The organism is Nonomuraea sp. NPDC049624 (genome assembly GCF_040675255.1).
GTDB lineage: Bacteria > Actinomycetota > Actinomycetes > Streptosporangiales > Streptosporangiaceae > Nonomuraea.
The window spans coordinates 81700-101525 of sequence record NZ_JBFAOR010000010.1; the positions used below are offsets into that span (position 1 = coordinate 81700).

17 protein-coding genes are annotated in these 19826 nt (G+C 74.0%); 6 read left to right on the forward strand and 11 right to left on the reverse strand.

The window, feature by feature from the left end:
* Positions 1 to 9: 9 nt before the first annotated feature.
* Positions 10 to 591: an HD domain-containing protein gene (locus AB0J76_RS36895; protein WP_364392316.1), complete on the reverse strand. Its 582-nt coding sequence runs from the start codon at positions 589 to 591 to the stop codon at positions 10 to 12.
* A 114-nt stretch (positions 592 to 705) separates the two neighbouring features.
* On the opposite strand from AB0J76_RS36895, the gene AB0J76_RS36900 reads away from it, so the two are divergent.
* From AB0J76_RS36900 to AB0J76_RS36915, 4 genes are read left to right on the forward strand one after another with little or no spacing between them, the layout of a single operon-like run.
* On the forward strand, positions 706 to 987 hold the full coding sequence (locus AB0J76_RS36900) for a metal-sensitive transcriptional regulator (RefSeq protein WP_352330520.1): 282 nt from the start codon (positions 706 to 708) through the stop codon (positions 985 to 987).
* 22 nt (positions 988 to 1009) lie between these two features.
* A complete protein-coding gene (locus AB0J76_RS36905; RefSeq protein ID WP_352330522.1) occupies positions 1010 to 1222 on the forward strand; it encodes a copper ion binding protein in 213 nt (70 codons plus the stop codon).
* The gene (locus AB0J76_RS36910) at positions 1219 to 2193 is read left to right on the forward strand and encodes a hypothetical protein (protein WP_352330524.1); all 975 of its coding nucleotides are present in this window, start codon (positions 1219 to 1221) and stop codon (positions 2191 to 2193) included. Before AB0J76_RS36905 ends, AB0J76_RS36910 begins: the two co-directional genes overlap by 4 nt.
* Before the next feature lie 27 nt (positions 2194 to 2220).
* Entirely contained in the window at positions 2221 to 4461 is a 2241-nt protein-coding gene (locus tag AB0J76_RS36915) for a heavy metal translocating P-type ATPase (protein ID WP_364392320.1), read from the forward strand.
* 83 nt (positions 4462 to 4544) lie between these two features.
* Here AB0J76_RS36915 and AB0J76_RS36920 read toward each other — a convergent pair whose 3' ends face one another.
* The 7 genes from AB0J76_RS36920 to AB0J76_RS36950 all read right to left on the reverse strand — a co-directional run bounded on the left by AB0J76_RS36920 (position 4545) and on the right by AB0J76_RS36950 (position 11887).
* Positions 4545 to 5492 (reverse strand): NlpC/P60 family protein, encoded by a 948-nt coding sequence (locus AB0J76_RS36920; RefSeq protein ID WP_352331469.1) that lies wholly within the window; start codon positions 5490 to 5492, stop codon positions 4545 to 4547.
* A gap of 233 nt (positions 5493 to 5725) precedes the next feature.
* The gene (locus AB0J76_RS36925; protein ID WP_352329375.1) at positions 5726 to 6214 is read right to left on the reverse strand and encodes a universal stress protein; all 489 of its coding nucleotides are present in this window, start codon (positions 6212 to 6214) and stop codon (positions 5726 to 5728) included.
* 32 nt (positions 6215 to 6246) lie between these two features.
* Complete coding sequence (locus tag AB0J76_RS36930; RefSeq protein ID WP_352329374.1) at positions 6247 to 7686, reverse strand: MFS transporter; 1440 nt, start codon at positions 7684 to 7686, stop codon at positions 6247 to 6249.
* Between the two features lie 811 nt (positions 7687 to 8497).
* Positions 8498 to 9067 carry a DUF4396 domain-containing protein gene (locus tag AB0J76_RS36935; RefSeq protein ID WP_352329372.1) on the reverse strand — a complete coding sequence of 190 codons (570 nt, stop codon included), beginning with the start codon at positions 9065 to 9067 and terminating at the stop codon, positions 8498 to 8500.
* Positions 9068 to 9396: 329 nt separating this feature from the next.
* Positions 9397 to 10347, reverse strand: a complete 951-nt coding sequence (locus AB0J76_RS36940) for a M56 family metallopeptidase (RefSeq protein WP_352329370.1) — start codon at positions 10345 to 10347, stop codon at positions 9397 to 9399.
* On the reverse strand, positions 10344 to 10718 hold the full coding sequence (locus tag AB0J76_RS36945; protein ID WP_352329368.1) for a BlaI/MecI/CopY family transcriptional regulator: 375 nt from the start codon (positions 10716 to 10718) through the stop codon (positions 10344 to 10346). The genes AB0J76_RS36940 and AB0J76_RS36945 overlap by 4 nt, the downstream gene beginning before the upstream one ends.
* Before the next feature lie 26 nt (positions 10719 to 10744).
* Positions 10745 to 11887 (reverse strand): FAD-dependent oxidoreductase, encoded by a 1143-nt coding sequence (locus tag AB0J76_RS36950; RefSeq protein ID WP_352329366.1) that lies wholly within the window; start codon positions 11885 to 11887, stop codon positions 10745 to 10747.
* Between the two features lie 147 nt (positions 11888 to 12034).
* Between AB0J76_RS36950 and AB0J76_RS36955 the strand changes: the two genes are divergently transcribed.
* Positions 12035 to 12244, forward strand: coding sequence for a heavy-metal-associated domain-containing protein (locus tag AB0J76_RS36955; RefSeq protein ID WP_352329364.1), 210 nt, complete (start codon positions 12035 to 12037; stop codon positions 12242 to 12244).
* A 112-nt stretch (positions 12245 to 12356) separates the two neighbouring features.
* Here AB0J76_RS36955 and AB0J76_RS36960 read toward each other — a convergent pair whose 3' ends face one another.
* Genes AB0J76_RS36960 through AB0J76_RS36970 form a run of 3 tightly spaced genes read right to left on the reverse strand, consistent with a single transcriptional unit; the run spans position 12357 to position 19584 of the window.
* Positions 12357 to 15116 carry a hypothetical protein gene (locus tag AB0J76_RS36960; protein ID WP_352322821.1) on the reverse strand — a complete coding sequence of 920 codons (2760 nt, stop codon included), beginning with the start codon at positions 15114 to 15116 and terminating at the stop codon, positions 12357 to 12359.
* Complete coding sequence (locus AB0J76_RS36965) at positions 15113 to 18259, reverse strand: hypothetical protein (RefSeq protein ID WP_352322820.1); 3147 nt, start codon at positions 18257 to 18259, stop codon at positions 15113 to 15115. Before AB0J76_RS36965 ends, AB0J76_RS36960 begins: the two co-directional genes overlap by 4 nt.
* Complete coding sequence (locus tag AB0J76_RS36970; protein WP_352322819.1) at positions 18256 to 19584, reverse strand: SWIM zinc finger family protein; 1329 nt, start codon at positions 19582 to 19584, stop codon at positions 18256 to 18258. Before AB0J76_RS36970 ends, AB0J76_RS36965 begins: the two co-directional genes overlap by 4 nt.
* On the opposite strand from AB0J76_RS36970, the gene AB0J76_RS36975 reads away from it, so the two are divergent.
* Complete coding sequence (locus AB0J76_RS36975; RefSeq protein WP_364392329.1) at positions 19583 to 19825, forward strand: hypothetical protein; 243 nt, start codon at positions 19583 to 19585, stop codon at positions 19823 to 19825. The genes AB0J76_RS36970 and AB0J76_RS36975 overlap by 2 nt on opposite strands.
* Position 19826: the final 1 nt, after the last annotated feature.

The window sequence follows — 19826 nt, forward strand, 5'->3', positions numbered from 1 at the left end:
GGGCTCGGGTCAGCCGCCGTCCAGCGGGTTGGCGGCGATCCGCCCGGCGACGTCGTTCCGGACCGACGCGGCGGCGGCGCTGTCCGGCTTGCGCCTGGCCTGGTCCTCGAAGCAGGCCAGGAACTCGGCGCCGAAGCCCAGCCTGGGGTAGCGGGCGAGCAGCTCCGCCCTGGCGTCCGGCGCGAACTCCTCGGGCCGCCGCCCGACCACGTCCCAGCTCGTGGCGACCTGCAGCAGGTGGGACTCGGGGTCGTCGGCGGCGGACACGTCGGCGCGCATGTGCAGCCTGATGATCTCCGCGGCCCGCTCGGCCCGCTCCGCCGGCCAGCCGGCCGCCGCGCCGAACACCCAGGCGAGCTGCCCGCCCGCCTCCTCGAACGGCAGCCGGTGGCTGTCGAAGGGCTCGGTCAGCCCCATGTCGTGCAGCAGCGCCGAGACGTAGTAGAGCTCGTCGTCGAAGGCGATGCCGTGGGCCGCGCCGTACATCGCCCCCCACAGGTAGGCGCGCACGCAGTGGTTGAGCAGCGCGGGCGAGCAGTAGCGGCCGGCCACCGACAGCGCCGCGGCGGCGGCGGGAGTCTCCGGGAACATGCCCTCAGCCTTTCATCCGGCCGCCGGAGCTCGTCGCGGGGGCCGCCACTTGCCTTCTGGATACCATAGGGGGGTATAGTGTGCTCAACGGCAACGAGCCGAGGGAGGGCTGACATGGCTGGACACGGCAGTAACAAGCAGGACCAAGGGATGCGGTTGCGCCGCATCGAGGGGCAGGTCCGCGGCCTGCAGCGCATGGTCGAGGACGACAAGTACTGCATCGACATCCTGACCCAGGTGTCGGCCGCCACCAGCGCCCTGAAGTCGTTCTCCCTGTCGTTGCTGGAGGACCACCTGGCCCACTGCGTCGCCGAGGCCACCGCGAAGGGCGGCCCGGAGGCCGAGGCCAAGGTCAAGGAAGCCTCCGACGCCATCGCCAGACTTGTTCGTTCCTGACCGGATTGAAGGAGAGACCGATATGAGCACCACCACCTACACCGTCCAGGGCATGACCTGCGGCCACTGCGTCAGTTCGGTCAAGGAAGAGGTCGGCGAGGTCGCCGGGGTGACCGGAGTCGAGGTCGATCTGGCCTCCGGCCTGCTGACCGTCGAGAGTGACAGCCCGATCGACGCGGCGAAGATCGTCGCCGCCGTCGAGGAGGCCGGGTACGAAGTGGCGAACCAGTCGTGAACACCGCAGCCAAGCTCGGCTCCTACGCCCTGGGGCTGGCCGTCGTCTTCGGCGGCGCCCTGGGCGCCGGCAAGGCCGTCGGCCCGGTCGGGGCCGTTCCCGCCGCCGACCACAGCGCCATGACGGCCACCCCGGAGACCGCGCAGAGCGCGGGCCACAACCAGCACACAGCCCAGCAGACGACGACGAAGAAGAACGATACCCCCGGGGGGCTCCAAGTGTCCGAGAACGGTTACACCCTCAACCCGCTCACCACGTCGCTCAAGCCAGGCGAGCCCGCCGACTTCCGCTTCTCCGTGACCGGCCCCGACGGCCGCCCGGTCACCGACTACCAGGTCCAGCACGACAAGAAGCTGCACTTCATCGTGGTCTCCCGCGACCTGGGCAGCTTCCAGCACGTGCATCCGGAGATGTCGGCCGACGGCATCTGGTCGGTCAAGGTCACCTTCCCCGAGGCGGGCGGCTACCGGGCCTTCGCCGACTTCGCGCCGACCGGCGGCCAGGCCCTGACGCTGGGCGCCGACCTGGCCGTGGCGGGCGACTACCAGCCCAGGCCGCTGCCGGAGACCGGCCGCAGCTCGAAGGTCGACGGCTACGAGGTCACCCTCGACGGCGACCTGACGCCGGGCCAGGCCAGCAAGCTCACCCTCAAGGTCAGCAAGGACGGCAAGCCGGTCATCGACCTGCAGCCCTACCTCGGCGCCTTCGGCCACCTCGTCGCCCTCCGCGCCCGCGACCTGGCCTACCTGCACGTTCACCCCGACGGCGAGCCGGGCGACGGCAAGACGCAGCCGGGGCCCGAGATCGTCTTCTACGCCGAGGTGCCGAGCGGCGGCGACTACCGCCTGTTCCTGGACTTCCAGCACGAGGGCGAGGTCCGTACCGCCGACTTCACGCTCGCGGCCGGGCCGCGGCCCGCCACCCCCGACGCGTCGGCGACCCCCGCCGGGCACGGCAACCACAGCCACTGAGAAAGCCACTGGGAAAGGGGAACGGTGATGACCTCTGTCACCGATGACCGGCAGAACGCGGTCGAACTCTCGATCGGCGGCATGACCTGCGCCTCGTGCGCCAACCGCATCGAGCGCAAGCTCAACAAGATGGACGGCGTGACCGCCACGGTCAACTACGCCACCGAGAAGGCGAAGGTCACCTTCCCCGAAGGCGTCGATCCGCAGCAGCTGATCGCCCAGGTGGAGGCGGCCGGCTACACCGCCGCGCTGCCCGCGCCGCCCCGCTCCGAGGGCGAGCCGGGCGAGCGGGAGCCGGAGGACGAGCTGCGGCCGCTGCGCAGCCGGTTGATCACTTCGGTGGTGCTGGCGGTGCCGGTGATCGCGATGGCGATGATCCCGCCGTTGCAGTTCACCAACTGGCAGTGGATGTCGCTGGTGCTCACCGCGCCGGTCGTCGTCTACGCCGGCTGGCCCTTCCACAAGGCCGCCTGGACGAACCTGCGCCACGGCGCCGCCACGATGGACACGCTGATCTCGGTCGGCACCATCGCCGCGCTCGGCTGGTCGTTGTGGGCGCTGTTCTTCGGCACGGCGGGCACCCCGGGCATGACCCACCCGTTCGCGTTCACGATCGAGCGCACCGACGGGTCGGGCAACATCTACCTGGAGGCCGCGGCGGGGGTGACCGCGTTCATCCTGGCCGGCCGCTACTTCGAGGCCCGCTCCAAGCGCCGGGCGGGCGCCGCCCTGCGCGCCCTGCTCGAACTGGGCGCCAAGGACGTCGCGGTGCTGCGCGACGGCGTCGAGACCCGCATCCCCAGCGACCGGCTGGCCGTGGGCGACCGGTTCGTCGTGCGGCCCGGCGAGAAGATCGCCACGGACGGCGTGATCGAGGAGGGCACCTCCGCGGTCGACGCCTCGATGCTGACCGGCGAGTCGGTGCCCGTCGAGGTGCGTCCGGGCGACGCCGTCACCGGCGCGACGGTGAACGCGGGCGGCCGGCTGGTGGTGCGGGCCACCCGGGTCGGCGCGGACACGCAGCTCGCCCAGATGGCCAAGCTGGTCGAGGACGCCCAGACGGGCAAGGCGCAGGTGCAGCGGCTGGCCGACCGCGTGTCGGGCATCTTCGTGCCTATCGTGATCGCGCTGGCCCTGGGCACGCTGGGTTTCTGGCTCGGCACCGGCGACGGCGTCGGCGCGGCGTTCACCGCCGCGGTGGCCGTGCTGATCATCGCCTGCCCGTGCGCGCTCGGCCTGGCCACCCCGACGGCGCTGCTGGTCGGCACCGGCAGGGGCGCGCAGCTCGGCATCCTGATCAAGGGCCCCGAAGTGCTGGAGTCCACCCGCCGCATCGACACGGTGGTGCTCGACAAGACGGGCACCGTCACCGAGGGCCGGATGACGCTCACCGGCGTGCACCTGGCCGAGGGCGAGGACGAGGCCGAGGTGCTGCGCCTGGCGGGCGCTCTGGAGCACGCCTCCGAGCACCCGATCGCGCAGGCCATCGCCAAGGGCGCCGCCGCCCGGGTCGGCGACCTGCCCACCCCCGAGGACTTCGCAAACGTCGAGGGCCTCGGCGTCCAGGGCGTCGTGGACGGGCACGCGGTCCTGGTCGGCCGGCCGAGGCTGCTGGAGGAGTGGTCCCAGCACCTGCCGTCCGACCTGGAACGCGCTCTGCACGCCGCCCAGGCGGGCGGCAGGACCGCCGTGGCGGTCGGCTGGGACGGCAAGGCCCGCGCGGTGCTGGTGGTCGCCGACGTGATCAAGCCCACCAGCAAGGAGGCCATCCAGCAGCTCAGGGCGCTCGGTCTCACCCCGGTCCTGCTGACCGGCGACAACGAGGCCGTGGCCAGGACGGTGGCCGCCGAGGTCGGCATCGACGAGGTGATCGCCGAGGTGCTGCCCGCCGACAAGGTCGACGTCGTCAAGGAGCTCCAGGGCGAGGGCAAGGTCGTGGCCATGGTCGGCGACGGCGTCAACGACGCGGCCGCGCTCGCCCAGGCCGACCTGGGCCTGGCCATGGGCACCGGCACGGACGCCGCCATCGAGGCGTCCGACCTGACCCTCGTCCGCGGTGACCTGAGGGTGGCGGCCGACGCGATCAGGCTCTCCCGCCGGACGCTCGGCACGATCAAGGGCAACCTGTTCTGGGCCTTCGCCTACAACGTGGCCGCCCTGCCGCTGGCCGCGCTCGGCCTGCTCAACCCGATGATCGCGGGGGCCGCGATGGCCTTCTCCAGCGTGTTCGTGGTCAGCAACAGCCTGCGGCTGCGCCGCTTCAAGTGAACGACGGCCTCCAGTGAAGAGGGCTCTGGGCGCGACGCCCGGAGCCCCTTTCGCGTCCCCGGCCCGTGCACAGCCGTCGCCGGTCAGGGGCGGACGGCGCCGAGCAGCCGGGTGCGCCAGTAGTCGTCGAGGTCGACCACCTTGACGACGTCGCCGGTCTGGGGCGCGTGGACCATCTTCCCGTTGCCGGCGTACATGCCCATGTGGCCGAGTCCCTTGCTGAAGAGCAGGTCGCCGGGCTGCAACGCGTCGAGCGAGACGCGTCTGCTCGCGCCCCAGGCCCATTGCGTCCAGGTGGTGCGGGGCAGCTCGACGCCCGCGGTGCGCCAGGCGGCCTGGGTGAGGCCGGAGCAGTCGTAGGAGTTCGGGCCCTCGGCGCCGTACTGGTAGGGCTTGCCGACCTGGGCGAAGGCGAACTGCAACGCCTGGCGGGCGTTTCCCGAGGCCGAGCCGGTGTACCTGATGCCGGCGCTGTTGGGATCGCCCGCGCGGAAGGCGCCCAGCCTGCGCAGGAGCTTCGTCTGCGCCTTGACCAGCGTGTCGACCTTCGCCTTCTCCGCCCGCACCTTGTCGCGCGCCGCGTCGGCCTCGGCCAGGACGGCCCGGGCCTCGTCGCGCCGGGCGCGCAGGTCCTTGGTCGTCGCCTGGAACGCCGCCAGTTTCGCCGCCCTGGCCCGGGAGATCTGCTCCAGGGCGGCCATGCCGCTCAGCACCTCGTCGGGGGTGCCGTCGGCGACGAAGCGGCCCCAGGTCGTGAGCGGGCCCGACTGGTAGTCGCTGACCACCGCCGAGACGAGGTCTTTGCGTAACCCGTCCGCCTGGGCGTTCTTGCGCGCGACCTCGGCGTTGAGCGCGTCGTACTTCTGCTTGGCCTTCTTGTGCGCCTCGGTCGCCTGGTTGTACTGCTCGACCACCTCGTCGGCCCGCTCGTTCAGCTTCACCAGCCTGGCCCTGGCCTTGGCGGGCGACGGATCGGCCGAGGCGACGCCTGGGATGGAGACCGCCGCGACCGCCGCAAGTGTCACGGCCACTGCCGCTCGCCCCAGCCTCGTCGCCACGACCACTACGATGCCTCCTCGTACGCCTCCACGCCTGAGCCGGAATAGTACCGAAATACGCCCTGCTTGTTGGCATTTCGCCGGTACTATCCCGCGTAACAGGCCGTCGTTCCGGCTCGTGTGGGGATACGCACGCCACGTCCGGCGCGTTCACCGGAACGCCGAAACGCCCGGCTCCGATAGGAGCCGGGCGTTTCCCGACGACCTCAGCGGGCCGCGCGGTGCTCGGCGGCGCGACGGGCGTCGGCCAGCGGCTTGGACGGGACGATCAGCGTGGGACGCGCGGTGGCGTGCATGACGTGGGTGGACGTGCTGCCCGACAGCAGCGCCCGCAACCCCTGCCGCCCGCGCGAGCCCAGGACGATCAGCGAGGCGTCGGCCTCCTCGGCGGCGTCGACGATGGCGGCGGCGACGACCTCCTCCGGGACCGAGGCGACCCGCGGCTCGGCCCGCAGCCCGAGCGAGCGGGCCAGGTCGGCGCCCTCGGCGGCCAGCCGTTCCGAGGCGTCCATGGTCCTGGCGTCGATGTCCCGCAGGGCCTCCAGGGCGGGATGCCCTTCGAGGTGGGCGGCCAGGCTCTCCAGGGGCTGACGGGCGTACAGCACCACCGCGGACGCGCCGGCGAACAGCCGGGCGGCCTCCTCGACGGCGTGGCGGGCGTCGGGTGAACCGTCGTAGGCGATGAGGATGGACATGGGGATCTCCTTCGGAGCTGTGAGCGTCGAGGTCAGCCGCGGGTGGCGGCGGTGGTCTCGGCGGTGTCGGCGGCTTCGGCGGGTGCGGCGCCCCGCGAGCGGAGCGTCAGCGCGGCGATCAGGGCGCCGGCGACCGCGATCCCGGCGGCTCCCACGAAGGCCGAGGAGAAGCCGTCGGTCAGCGCGGGCAGGTTCCCGAGCTGGGCGGCGCCGTTGGCGGCGGCGACGGCCGTCATGGCGGCCAGCCCGAGGGCCGAGCCGACCTGGTAGCTGGTGTTGACGATGCCGGAGGCCAGGCCGCCCTCCTCGGGACGGGCCGAGGAGATGGCGGTGCCGAGCGAGGGGATGAAGGCCAGCGACATGCCGAGCGCGGCCACCAGGCTGGCGGGCAGGACGTCGACCGCGAAGCTGCCCTCGGGGCTGATCAGCGACAGCCAGCCCATCCCGACGGCGAGCAGGACCAGGCCCGCCACCGTGACGGCCTTGGGGCCGAACCGGTTGATGGCGCGCGGCGCCAGGACGATCATGCCGAGCATGATGAGGACGGTCATCGGCACCAGGGCCGCGCCGCTGGGGAAGGCGCTGTAGCCGAGGACCTGCTGCAGGTACAGGTTCAGGAAGAACCACATCGGGATCCAGGCGCCGCCGAGCAGGAGCTGGGTCAGGTTGGCGGCGGCCAGGTTCGGCGTACGGAAGATCGACAGCCTCATCAGCGGCTCGCGGCGGCGGGCCTGGATCGCGAGGAAGGCGACGAGCAGCGCGATCGCGGCGGCCAGCACGCCCCAGGTCTGGGCGGAGCCCCAGCCGACCTCGGGCGCCCGGACGATGGCGTAGACGGCCGCGCCCAGCCCGGCGGTGACGGTCAGCGCGCCGAGGATGTCGATGGAGCCGCGCTGGGACTGACCGGCGGGCATCAGCGGACGGGTGGCGAAGAGCGCGACGAGCGCGATCGGGATGTTGATGTAGAAGACCCAGGGCCAGCTCAGGTACTCGGTGATGACGCCGCCGAGGAACACGCCCGCGGTGCCGCCCGCCGGGGCGGCCGCGCCGTACAGGGCGAGGGCCTTGGTGAGCTCCTTGGGGTCGTGGCCGAACAGCATCATCAGCAGGGTCAGCGCGGACGGAGCGATCAGGGCCGCGCCGACGCCCTGGACGGCACGTCCGGTGAGCTCGACCCACACCTCGGGGGCGATGCCGGCGACGAGCGAGCCGGCCAGCAGGATGAGCCAGCCGGCGCCGAACAGCTTGCGTGCGCCGAACAGGTCCGAGAGCCGGCCGCCGAGCAGCAGGAGCCCGCCGAAGGCGACGACGTAGGCGTTGAAGACCCACGACAGGTTCTCCTGCGAGAAGCCGAGGTCTTCCTGGATGCGGGGGAGGGCCACGCCGATGATCGACGTGTCCATGATGACGATGAACTGGGCCGTGGCGATCAGGGCCAGGGCGGTCCATCGCCGGGGGGATGGTACGGACATGAGCATTCTCCAGCACTACGCCGTACCCCGGTGGGGGATGCGGGCGGGTCTTTTGGGTTCCTCTGAAATACGGGTAGGGGGTATCTGGCGATGAACATACATACACCGGGGGGGTATCTGTCAAGTCCGCGCTCCGGAGATCACTCCGGCAGTGCACCGGGACGGCGGGCCCACGTACGTCGCCGAGGCGGCACGACGCCTGGCCGGCGGCAGCATTTCCGCAGCTCGAGCGGCCTCTGCCTCAAGGCGTCCGGGAGGCGTCACGGGGGCAAGGGCGCGCATTTGACGCGTGCACGGGGTTGCGATGTGCAGCACTTGTCCGGGTGGCGGGGTGTGCCGGAGCTGCGGGGGTGGAGGTGCGGGATAGGGCGTGGCATGGGGGGTGGGGTATCGCGCGAGGCTGTGCGGGGGAGGGGTATGCGGTGCGCGTCGGCGGCGCGGGGTGTGCGGGCCTTGCGGGCCGGGCCGCCGGAGGCACGGGCCGCACGTTGGGCGGCTCATGGTGGCGCCAGGACGTGCCTGCTCATGGCGGTGAGCCGTGGGCATGCCGGGGTGGACGTGCCCTCCTGGCTCGGGGGCGGGCCCGCGATGGCGTCAGGGTCATGCCGCTCGTGGAGGTGCGCCGGGTGTCGTGTCGGAGGCGTCGGGCGCTCCGGGGTCGGCGTCGGGAGCCGGGATGTGCGGTGGTCGGAGAGGCCCGCTCATGAGGGCGGGACGGGGGCTGCGAGCGGGCCCGCCTCGCGTCCGGGATTCGTGGGCGATCACGGAAGGCGGGCGGGTCGGCTCATGTCGTGCCTGGGGCGGCGTCCGGTCAGTGGCCGTGATGGCCGTGATGGCCCTCGTGGCCCTGGTGGTCGTCGCTGCCCTGGTGGCCGCCGTGGCCCTGGTGGTACTGGTGGATCACGGCGTGGCCCTTGCCGCGGGAGATGAGCCACTTGTTCACCGGCGTCGTCAGCAGGAACGCCACCAGCAGCGACCCGGCCAGCGCCACCCAGAACAGCCAGTTGCCCAGCCCGGCGTCCATGGCGCCCGGCACGGTCACCATCACGGTGTTGTCCAGCACCTCCATCACCGCGATCGAGATGGTGTCGGCGGCCAGCGCCACCTTCAGCGCCGCCTTGAAGTCCACCCCGGCGCGCAGGACGCCGCGCATGGTCAGCGCGTAGCCGAACACGAAGGCCAGCGCCACCGAGATGATCACGGTGGCGAGGTTGGACAGGCCGAGCGCGGTGCCGATCACCATGCCGAGCACTTCGCCGATCGCGCACCCGGTCAGGCAGTGCAGGGTCGCCTGCGCGGCCATGGCCCACGTGGCGGCGGGCGGAGCGGCGTGATGGGGTTCCGGCGAGGAGGAGGGAGGGTGATGTCCACTATGGTCCATGGTGATACTCCTTAGGAGGGGTGACCGATTTTAGGGGTATGGGGTATGCCGGTAAGAGGGAGGTGGGCCTCTTGTCGGCGGCACGTGGGCGAAGAGAGGGTCCGAGGACCGGCTTCCCGCGAGCGACCAGGCTACTACGACGTATAGTAGACAAAGGCGTGCCCCCATGCCGTCCGTCCACCTCGGGAACAGCCCGGCCGCCGCCCCGTCCGGGCGGGCATGAACAGGCGGGGACACGGCGAACTGGTCGCGGCGGCCGTGCGGCACTGGACGTGCTGGGGCGTCCCCTGAGGCCGTCCGGCCAGCTAGATACTAGCGACAGTAGTAGGTCAGAGCGACAGCAGCGAGTGGCAGTGGTGGGCCAGGAACGAGCCGACCCCCGGCGCCAGCGCCACCGCCGCGGGCCCGCCCAGCAGCGCGCTGACCGCCAGCAGCCCGGTCAGCCGTTCGCGGCGGCCGAGCGGCTGCTCGGGGCCGAGCAGCCGGCGTACGCGGCTGAGCGCCGTCTCCCCGCCCGCCCCGAGCGTGAACGCCGGCGCGCGCCCGGTGGCCAGGCTCACCAGCGCCGCGGCGATCTGGGCGCGCGGGTGACGGCGGGCCGCGACGTCGTCGGCGAGCAGCTCGACCAGCCGGGCGATCTCGGTCCTGGCCCGCTCGAACAGCGGCACCCCGGGAAACGCCCGCACCAGGGCCTCGGCCCCCGCCAGCACCAGATGATGACGGCCGCGCAGGTGCGCCCGCTCGTGCTCCAGCACGGCGGCGATCTGCTCCGGCGTCAGGGCCCGCAACGCGCTCGTGGTGATGACGGTCTGCGCCCGCCGGCCCGGCACGCAGTACGCCAGCCGTTCGTCGTAGTCGATCACCACCACGCCCAGCTCGGCGTCGCGCCGCCCGAGCAGCCGCAACATGGCGGCGTGCCGGCGACGCTCCACGGCGGCCCGCACCAGCACCGTCCCGCCGCACCAGAGCACCCTGGCGAGCACCGCGCCGGCCGCGAGCATGGCCGCGAACCCCACCCGCGACACGCTGGAGCCGTCGCCCAGCATGTCGGCGCACGCCTCGAACAACCCCGCCAGCCCGTGGCCCACGATCTCGGCCGGCACGGCGAAGGCCAGCGCGGCGAGCACCGCCGAGGCGACCACGGACGCCGCCCCCGCCTGCCACAGCGCGATCGCCAGCCGCGGCGCCCGGTCGGCCCACTTCGCGGCCCGCTGCCCCGGCACGGGCAGCCAGACGGCCGCCACCACGGTGTAACAGGCCAGCACGACGGCGGCGATCATGCGGGACGGCCCCGCTGCGGGTAGACCTGAAGGGCCGCCTCCAGCGCCGCGGCCTCCTCGGGGGTGAGCCGTTCCAGGAAATGCACGAGGGTGGCGGCCTGGTTGCCGCTGCCCGCGAGCGCGCGGCGCATCAGGTCGGCGGTGTAGGCCTCCTTGGAGGCGACCGGTTCGTAGACGTAGGCGCGGCCGACGGCCGCCCGCCGGAGCATGCCCTTGGTGTGCAGCTTGTCCATCACGGTCATCACCGTGGTGTAGGCGATGGTCCGCCGCTGCTTGAGGTCTTCGAAGACGTCGCGGACCGAGGCGGGACGCCGCCTGGCCCACATCCAATCCATGATCGTGGATTCGAGCTCGCCAAGGCCACGCATCATGCCGGTCATGCTACCCGCGGTCGTAGTCAGAGCGCCTCGCCCGCGGCGATGGACCGCTTGAGCCTGATCAGGTCCTTCGGCGCGTTGACGGCGACCGCGCCGACCAGCACGCCGTCGCGGGCGAAGGCCACGGCGAAGCGGTCCTCGTCCGGGTGGCCGGCGACGACGCGCGCCTCGTCGGCCAGGTGGGGCAGCCCGGCCGTCTGGATGCGGGCGCCGTGCACGTGGGTGGCGAAGTTGGGCACGTCCGCGAACGGCTGCGCCTCGTCGGGCCCGGCCAGCAGGTTGCGGGCGGCCACCGCGCCCTGCTCGTTGGCGTTGGACCAGTGCTCGACGCGGATCAGGGCGTCGCCGTACAGGCGGTGCGGCCAGCGGGCCACGTCGCCCGCCGCGACGACGTTCACCGAGCCGGTGGCGTACAGCGTCGGCTCGCACAGCACGCCGTCGTCCACGGCCAGGCCGCTGCCCGCCAGCCATTCGGTGTTGGGCGTCACGCCCATGCCGCCCACGACCAGGCCGGCGGACAGGACGCGGCCGTCGCCGAGCCGCACCTGCCCGCCGGTCACCTCGGTGACGCGGACACCGGTGACGAGTTCGACGCCGTTGCGCTCGTGGTGCCCGGCCAGCCAGCGCGCCGCCGCCGCGCCGAGGCCCGCGTGCATGGGGTGCGGGCCGGAGTCGACCAGGGTGACCTTGCGGCCGAGCTGCCTGGCCGTGGTCGCCACCTCGCCGCCGATGAACCCGCCGCCGATGACCAGCACGTGCTCGTGGCCGGAGTCCAGCTCGGCGCGCAGGGCCAGGGCGTCCTCAAGGGTGCGCAGGGTGTGCACGCCGTCGAGCCGCCTGGGACGGGCGCCGCTCGCGACGACCAGGCCGTCGTAGCCGAGCTCGGCGCCGTCGTCGAGGACGACCGTGCGGCTCCTGGCGTCCAGGCGTACCGCCTGCCTGCCGCGCAGCCAGTCGTCGCCGAGCTCCTCCGCGCCGGGGAGCGTGACGTCCTCGTCGCCGCGCAGGACGCTCTTGGACAGCGGCGGCCGGTTGTACGGCGCGTGCGCCTCGGCGCCGACCAGCGTGAGCTCGCCGTCGAAGCCCTCCCGGCGCAGGGTCTGGACGGCCCGCAGCCCCGCCAGCGAGGCGCCGATCACAACGATCTTGTCAAGAGTTCTCATGCAGGGCAACGATACCGGTAGGGGGTATAGCAGAGGCAATGTGACGCGCGTCTCACATACCCCTCCGCCGTATGGCTTGCCTTTCCCGAAGATCGGGCGTACGTTCTCCGACATACCCGGCCGGGGTATCACGAGAGGAGCGAGGCGATGAGCACGAAGACCTACACGGTGTCCGGAATGACCTGCGGCGGCTGCGCGGGCACCGTCAAGACCGAGATCGGCAAGGTCGCCGGGGTCTCCTCGGTCGACGTCGAGCTGGCCACGGGGCAGGTGACCGTCACCTCCACCGACGCCCTCGACGACGCGAAGATCAGGGACGTCGTCGAAGAGGCGGGCTACGAGCTGGTGGCCGGCTGAGCAGGCGGGACCACCGAAGCGGCGCCGGGCCGACCCCGGCGCCGCTTCGGCCTGTCCGGGGCTGATCCCGCCGCCGGTTCGGCTCGGGCGGCGGGACCGGCGCAGGGCCGGCTCAGGGCTCCCGGGTCAGCGCCTGGTGCAGGCCCCGGCAGGCCCGGGTGAGCGAGGTCGAGCCGCGTCTGTCCGCGTGGGCGGCCACCTCCGGGATCGCGCCGCGCGCGCCGGCCCACATGGCGACGTCCGTGGCCAGCACGACGGCGTCGGTGTGCGCACGCCGGGCACGCTCGCCCCCGCGCGGGAGGAAGACGGCCAGGAAGTGGCGCAGGATCGTCCACGCCTCGGCGTGCGCGCCCTGCCGGGCGGCCAGTTCCAGTGACGGCAGGGCGAGGTCGGCCCGCACGCCGCCGCGGCGGCTCAGCATGCCCAGCGCACGACCCGTCTCGGCGGCGGGCAGCGCGCCCTTGGCCGCCAGTTCGAGCAGCGGGGGCACCGCGTCGTCGCCCTCCGCGGTGAGCAGGAAGGCCAGGACCAGGGCCGTGGCCGGGCCGGACTCGCCTCCGGCCAGCGCCAGGCCGCGCAGGTCGTCGACGCCGGGCGGGACCGCGTAGTCGAGCAGACAGAGCGCCAGATGGGCCGCCGCGAGCTCCCGGTGGTGCGGCGTCATGCGCGGCCAGAAGTCACGTGAACCGCGCCGGAAGTGGCCCCTCCCGGAGGGCGCGGCCAGCAGGGCGTCGACGCGGGCGAGGCCGGTGGGCTGGGCAGGCGGCCAGCTCACGGCGGCGACCCCGCGCCGGTCGAGGACCTGCTCGTGGGACGCCGAGCCGAGCTCGGGGCTCCAGGTCACCTCGACCCGCGGGGGCGGCGGCGCGCCGCGCCCGAGCCGGCGGGCCACCGCGGCGGCGGCCTGCGAGCCGATGCCCTGCGCCCGTCCGGCCAGCTCGGGGGCAGGCTCGGGCGGCAGCCGCAGCAGGGCCTGGGCCAGGTCGAACGGCAGCGGTTCGCGACCGGAGCGCGCGCACCCGGCCAGGCGGGTGAGCAGCGCCTCGGGGTCGAGGTGGCCGTCGGCGCGGGTGGGCGTGGCCAGCAGGACCGGGGGCAGGGCTCCGGCCTTCGCGGCGCGCAGCAGCTCGTCGAGGCGGGACAGCAGGAAGGCGTGGGGGCCGGCGCATACCTCCGGGCGGGGGAGCCGGTCCCACTCGGCGGGCGCCGGCCGGGCGCCGGGGTCGTAGAGATCGGTCTCGACGTCGTCCGTCCGCAGCAGCTTCTCCTGCACGTCGTCGGGCAGATCGTGCAGCGGGAGCATCGTGCGCAGGCCGGGGAGCAGGCGGAAGGCCGTGGCCGCGAGGTTCACCATGCCGTCGTACAGGGCCTGCCCGACGTCGCCGGGCGTGCTCCGGTACGGCGTCCACTCCCGCGGCGGACGCGAGCCGGGCGGCCCCGGATCCTCGCCCGGGTTGACCAGCTCCCTGGCCAGCGCGGTGCACCAGTCGCGCGGCGACTCCCACACCGGCATGTCGTAGAGCACCGGCCGCAGCTCCTCGCCGAACCGCCGGGCCAGCGTCTCCCGCAGGGAACCGGGGTTCGCGTGGGCCTCCCGGACGACCGCCGCCAGCCACGCCTCGACGGCGACCCAGTCCACCTCCGCCGGCGGACCGGCCTCCGGGCCGCAGACCGGGAACGGGCCCAGCACGGTGGCCTCGGGCAGCAGGCCAGGGGTGAAGTCGCCGGTCCGGCCCGCGCCGAAGCGCTCGTGCAGCCGCCGGGCCGAGGCCGGGGGCAGCAGCTCGGCCCCCTCCAGGAGCGCTGCGGGGTCGGTGAGGTGACCGGCGTACTTGAGGGTGAGGGCGACCGCGCGGTCGCGCACCTCGTGGGAGGCGTGCCCGTACGCGTTGCTCAGCGCAGTGACGTGGTCGTTGACCCGTTCCGGGTGGGGGCCGAGGGCGCGGTCGAGCCAGGTCAGGCCCTTCACCGCGAGCCCGGCCTCCGGGCGGAAGGTCATCGACTCGACGGCCTCGGCGACGTCCGCTGGGTCGAGCCCGGCCCCGCGCACCTGCCGCCAGGCCAGCTCGGCCACCGGGCCCGGCGCGGTGGCCAGCAGCCGCAGGTAGTCGCGCAGCCGTCCGGCCGACTCCGCCGGCGTGGGCGCCACGAGCGTGTGCAGCCGGACGAAGAACCGCAGGTCACGCGTGTCGCCACCGAGCAGGAAACGGCGCACGCAGCCCGCGATGACCTGCTCGCGCGGCAGCGCGCGGCCGGCCAGGGCCAGCCAGTGGGACGGCTCGGGGGTGAGCTTCTCGTCGGCCAGCGCCCGGCCCGCGCCGGCCGCCTCGAAGATCCGCGGAAGCAGGTGGGGCGTCAGCGGGTCGTCGGCCACGACCGGCGCCGACAACCAGGCCGCCACCAGCGGCTCGTGGTCGGGCGGGGGGACCGAGCCGTCGCGCAGCAGCGCCAGGGCCAGCGGCACGGCCCGGTCGTCGGGACGGCGGACGCGGCGCGCGAGCCGGGCCGCCAGCTCGGCCCGCCAGGCCGCCGGCCGGCCGGAGACCGCTCTGACCAGCCGGTGCGGGCTCGGCACGCCGGACGTTCCCGGATCGAGGTCGCGCTTCATCAGCCAGGTGGCCGCGCCGGCCGGGCCGGGAACGGTCGCCGCGCCCACCATCATCAGCGCCTCGGCGGGACCGGTGAGCTGGTCGAAGGCGTCCCAGCGGGCGGCGAGCAGCCGCGGGCGCAGCTCGGCGAGCAGGCCCGGCAGCTCGGCGGCGACGGCGGCCCGCTCGGCGCCGGTGAGGTCCGGCAACCGCGCCGCCAGCCGATCGGCGTCACAGGCGAGCACGAGGCGCCTGATCTCGGCGCGGACGTCGTCGGCGGTCATGACGTGGCTCCGGTCAGCTGGGCGTGGAGGCGGCGGCAGGCGTGGGCGAAGCGAGTCGTCCGGCGGCTGCCCGCGAACTCGGCGACGACCGGGATCTCCCCGCGCGCGCCGGTCCAGAGCGCCACGTCGGTGGCGAAGGCGACGAGCCGGGTGTGGCTCACGGTGACCCGCCGCCCCTCGCCGGGCAACATCACGGGCAGCAGGGCCCGCATGACGCGCCACACCTCGTGGTGGCCGCCGGCCTCGGCCAGCCGGGTCAGGGCCGCGATGGCGGGGGTGGTCTCCTGCCAGGTGCGGCGCAGCACCAGCGCGAGCCGGCGGCCGATCTCCTCGGCGGGCAGCTCGCCCCTGGCGGCCAGGCGCAGGGCCAGCGGGATCATGCCGGGCACGCCGCCGGCCAGGAGGAAGGCGAGGATCAGCGCCGTGGACTCGCCCATCGGCCCCTGGGCGAGCTCCAGGCGGGTGATCTCGGCCGGAGCGGTCCAGGCGCCCCAGTGGTGGCCGTGCAGCAGGTAGGGCAGGAAGTTGACGGCCACCACCTCGCGGTGCGAGGGCAGGACGGCGGGCCACGCCCCCAGCGTGTGGCCGGACTCGCCGCCCGCCCGCTCGACCGGCTCGCGCAGCACCACCTCGTCGATCAGCCGAAGGCCGGTCGGGGCCGTCACCCGCAGCACGGGCCGCAGCCTGACCTCGGTGAAGTGCTCCGGCTCGCCGTCGCCGAACTCGACCATGGACGCGCCGACCATGTGCCGCCACACGTGGCCGCACTCGGGGTCGGCCATGCCGTCACCGGCGAGCCAGCGGGCGGCCGACCGCGCCGCCTCCGACTCGACCTTGGCGGCCCGCTCGGCCGCCGCCGGATGGCGGCCCCGCGGCAGCCGCAGCAGCGCCTGCGCCAGGTCGGCGGGGAGCGGCTCCACCCCGGCGGCGGCGCACGTCTCCAGCCGGCCGACCAGCACGTCGGGGTCGAGGTGGCCGCTCGTCCAGGTCGGGGTGGCCAGCAGCACCGGCGGGAGGGCGCCGGCGCGCAGGGCCGCGGCCAGCTCCGCGTAGCGGTGCAGCAGGAAGTCGTGGAGCGGGGCGACCCGGCCGAGGCGGGGCAGGCGGTTGCGCCGCCGCCACTCGTCCTGCTCGGACAGCGCCTGCGGCAGGTACGAACGCCGCCGCGGCGGCACGAACACGACGGTCACCTGCGCGAGCGGCTCGTCCGGGCCCGGCGGGGGCACCGGTTCCCCCAGCCGCATCGCCGCGATCCGGACGGGATCCACGCCGAGCGCGGCCATCTCGTCGTAGGCGCGGTCGAGGAGGTGGTACGGCATGACCTCCACGGAGTCGTCGTACCGGACGCCGGGCCTCTTCCGCACCGGACGCTCATCGGGTTCGTTCAGCCTGATCCGGCCTCCGGCAAAGGGGATCTCCCGGTCGCCCTCCCGGGCCACCGCCTTGGCGGGACCTTCGTCGCTGGTCCAGGTGATGGAGAAGACGCGCAGCGGGGCGTCGTCGTCGAGGAATCGGCCGGGCCGATGGGCGCCCAGTGTGATCCGCCTGGGCGACGGCTCCTGGTCGGGCTCCTGCCCGCGGGTGACGGCGCGCACCCGCACGGAGTGGGCGGCGCGGTCCCAGAACCTCTCCGGCTGGATCGGCGGGAGCTCCGGCACGCTGCCGGGGGTGACGAGCTCGGCGGCCAGCGCCGTCCGCCAGTCGCCGGGGTCGAGGCACACGTCCCTGAGCCGCCAGTGGCCGCCGGCCTGCGCGACGTGGGCCTGCTCGACGTGGGGCGCGAGCCTGCGGCGCAGCTCAGCCCGGTCGTCGGCGACGCCGGTGACGAAGGCCGCCAGCCAGCGCTCCTCGTCGATCCAGGGCTCGTGCCCGTCCGGGAAGATCGACGGCTCGGGGAAGGGCAGCGCCTGCGCGGGCTCGGGCAGCGGCGGGAACTCCTTGGGCTCCAGCAGTTCCTCGACCGGGGTCTGCCCGCCGAACCGCCCGGCCAGCTTCGCGCCCAGGTCGGCGGGGAGCTCGCGGACGGCGTCGAGGATCGCCTCGGCGTGCTCGGTGAGCAGGCCGGCGTGTTTGAGGGTCAGCTCGACCGCGCGGTTGCGCACGTCGAAGGACGTGTGCCCGTACGCCGTGGTCAGCGCGGTGACGAAGTCGGCGGCGGTCTCCGGCGTGGCCCGGATCGCCTGGTCGAGCCAGCGCAGCCCGGTGGCGGCGAGCTTGGCCTCGGCCCGGAAGGTGAGCGCGTCGACCGCCTCGACCAGGTCGGCGTGGTCGAGCGGCATCGCGGCGCGCACCCGCGCGGCGGCCGACTCGGCGACCGTGCCGGGCGCCGACGGCAACAACCGCAGGTAGTCGCGCAGACGGGCCGCCGACTCCGCGGGCGTGGGATCGAGCAGCGTGTGCAGCCGGACGAAGAACCGCAGGTCCTGCTGCTCGCCGCCACGCAGGAACCGGCTCACGCAACCGTCTAGGGCCTGCTCCCTGGGTGTCTTGCGGGCGACGGCGGCCAGCCAGCGGGAGGGCCGGGGCTGCAGCGACTCCTCCCGCAGGACGCGGCCGGCGCCGTCGGCGTCGAAGATCCGGGGCAGCAGCACGGGGGCCAGCGGGTCGTCGGGCACGGTCGGCAGGAACAGCCAGGCGGCCACCAGCGGGTCGTGGTCGGGCGGCACCGCGCCGGACCGGCGCAGCAGCTCCAGGGCCAGCGGCGCGATGCGGTCGGCGGGACGGCGCACCCGCCGGGCCAGCCGCACCGCGACGTCCCGGCGCCATTCCGGCGGACGGGCGGCCGCCACCCGGCACACCTGGTCGACCCTGATGGCCGGCCCCCAGCGGCGGTTGACGTCGCGGCCGGTCATCCACGTCACCGCGGCGGCCGGGCCGGTGATGAGCCCGACCCCGGCCACCAGCAGCGCCCTGGCGATGCCGGTGAACAGCTTCTCGACCTCCCAGGAGACCATCTCCCCGAAGTCGTCGGGGTGCTCGGCGCGCACCTGCTCGGTGCGGACCCGGCGCAGCTCCTTGACCAGGCCGGGCAGCTGCCCGGCCAGCTCGGCGCGCTCCCGCTCGGTGAGCGTGACCAGCCGGTCGGCCAGGCGGCCGGACTCGTTGCGGACGACGAGGTCGCGGATCTCCGTCCAGGTGGTCATCGGGAGACCTCCACGGCGGCTCGGGCGACGATCCGGGCGGCCAGCACGTGCTTGCACGGGCCGCGGGAGCCGCGGTGGTCCCACCACCACTCGCAGGTGCAGGAGCCGTCGGCCAGCGAGACCTGACGCGTGCCGCCCGAGGTGCGGACGGTGGCCGACTCGCCGTCGAGCCGCACGGCGCCCGCCTCGACGAGCCTGCGCGCCTTGGCCAGCCGCGGGTTGAGCACGGTCACGTTGTCCTTGTCGTAGGGCAGCTCGCGGTGGAAGTGGGCGGCCTCGGCCAGGTCGTAGCCGACCCGGCCGGCGACGCCGAGCTGCGTCAGCGCGGCCCGCACCCGGTCGGCGGGGATGCCGGCGCGGTCGGCCAGCAGGCCGATCTCGACCTCGGGCTCGAAGTTGAGCAGCATGCCGACCAGGTCGGCGTCGTTCTCGGCCGCGTCGGTGGCCAGGTCGTCGAGCACCGCGCCCTCGCCGGAGAAGCCGCGCCAGCGCTCGGGGGAGAGGGTGAGCGTGTAGCGCATGCCCGGCAGCTCCAGCTCCCAGGCGCTGGAGGCGGCGTCGGACGGGCCGTACACCCGCAGGGCCTTGGCGAAGCGGAGCAGCGGCAGCAGGGTGGCCAGCCGGTTGGGGCCGGCGAGCTGGACGGACCCGGGAGCCGGGCGGTCGGAGACCTTCAGGTCGCGCCCCGCCTGCGCCACCCACACCGTGCCCCTCCTGGGCAGCCCGCGCACGAAGCGCACCGCCGCCATGCCGGCCAGCTCGCCGCGCTGGTCCATGCCCGAGGCGATGACCTGCACCTCGGCGAAGCCGCGCAGCCAGCGCTCGGGCAGCGGCACCTTCTTCTCCACCACCGCGCCGTCCGTCGTGGTCACCACCAGCTCGTCGAGGCCCACTCCCAGGTGCAGCGCGTCGCGTGCGCCGATGCGCGCCAGCGCCTCCCGCAGCGGGGCGTTCACGTCGACGTTGGTGGTGCCCCGGTCGAAGACCTCGCCGTCGAGCGCGCCCTGCAGCAGGTCGAGCCGGGCGTACACGCCGCCGCAGGCCGAGAACGACTCGAAGCGCAGGCGGTCGCCGTTGCACGTCACCACCGGGTCGCGCACCCAGCCGGGCCGCTCCTGCGGCTGGTGGTAGCGGGCCAGCGCCACGTCGGCGACGCCGAGCAGGGCCGCCGCGGCGGGGGCGGCCTGGGTCACCACGCCGCTGAAGAAGCGGGGGGCCACGGCGGGGCCGGACAAGGCACGGCCGCCGGAGGTCGCGAGCCCGAGGCGACCGTCGATGAGGGAGGAGGGCGCGGCGTACGTGTACGCCTGCGTCGCTGAAGTCATGGCCGGGACGATAGATCGCGCCACCGACAAGATCGCCGCTACGCGTTCCGCCGGTTTTGAGGCCAGATCATGTTTGATTCCGGATGGTCTACTCATTTCGGACAAGCCGGTTTATGCTCTGGGCATCTCGAAGTGGATCACTCCCCAGGAGGCGCCCATGAAGAAGATGACCATCCGCCGCAAGAGCACGCAGCGCCTGATGTCCGGGGCCCGCCGGCTCTGGATCGAGTGGTGCTGGTAGG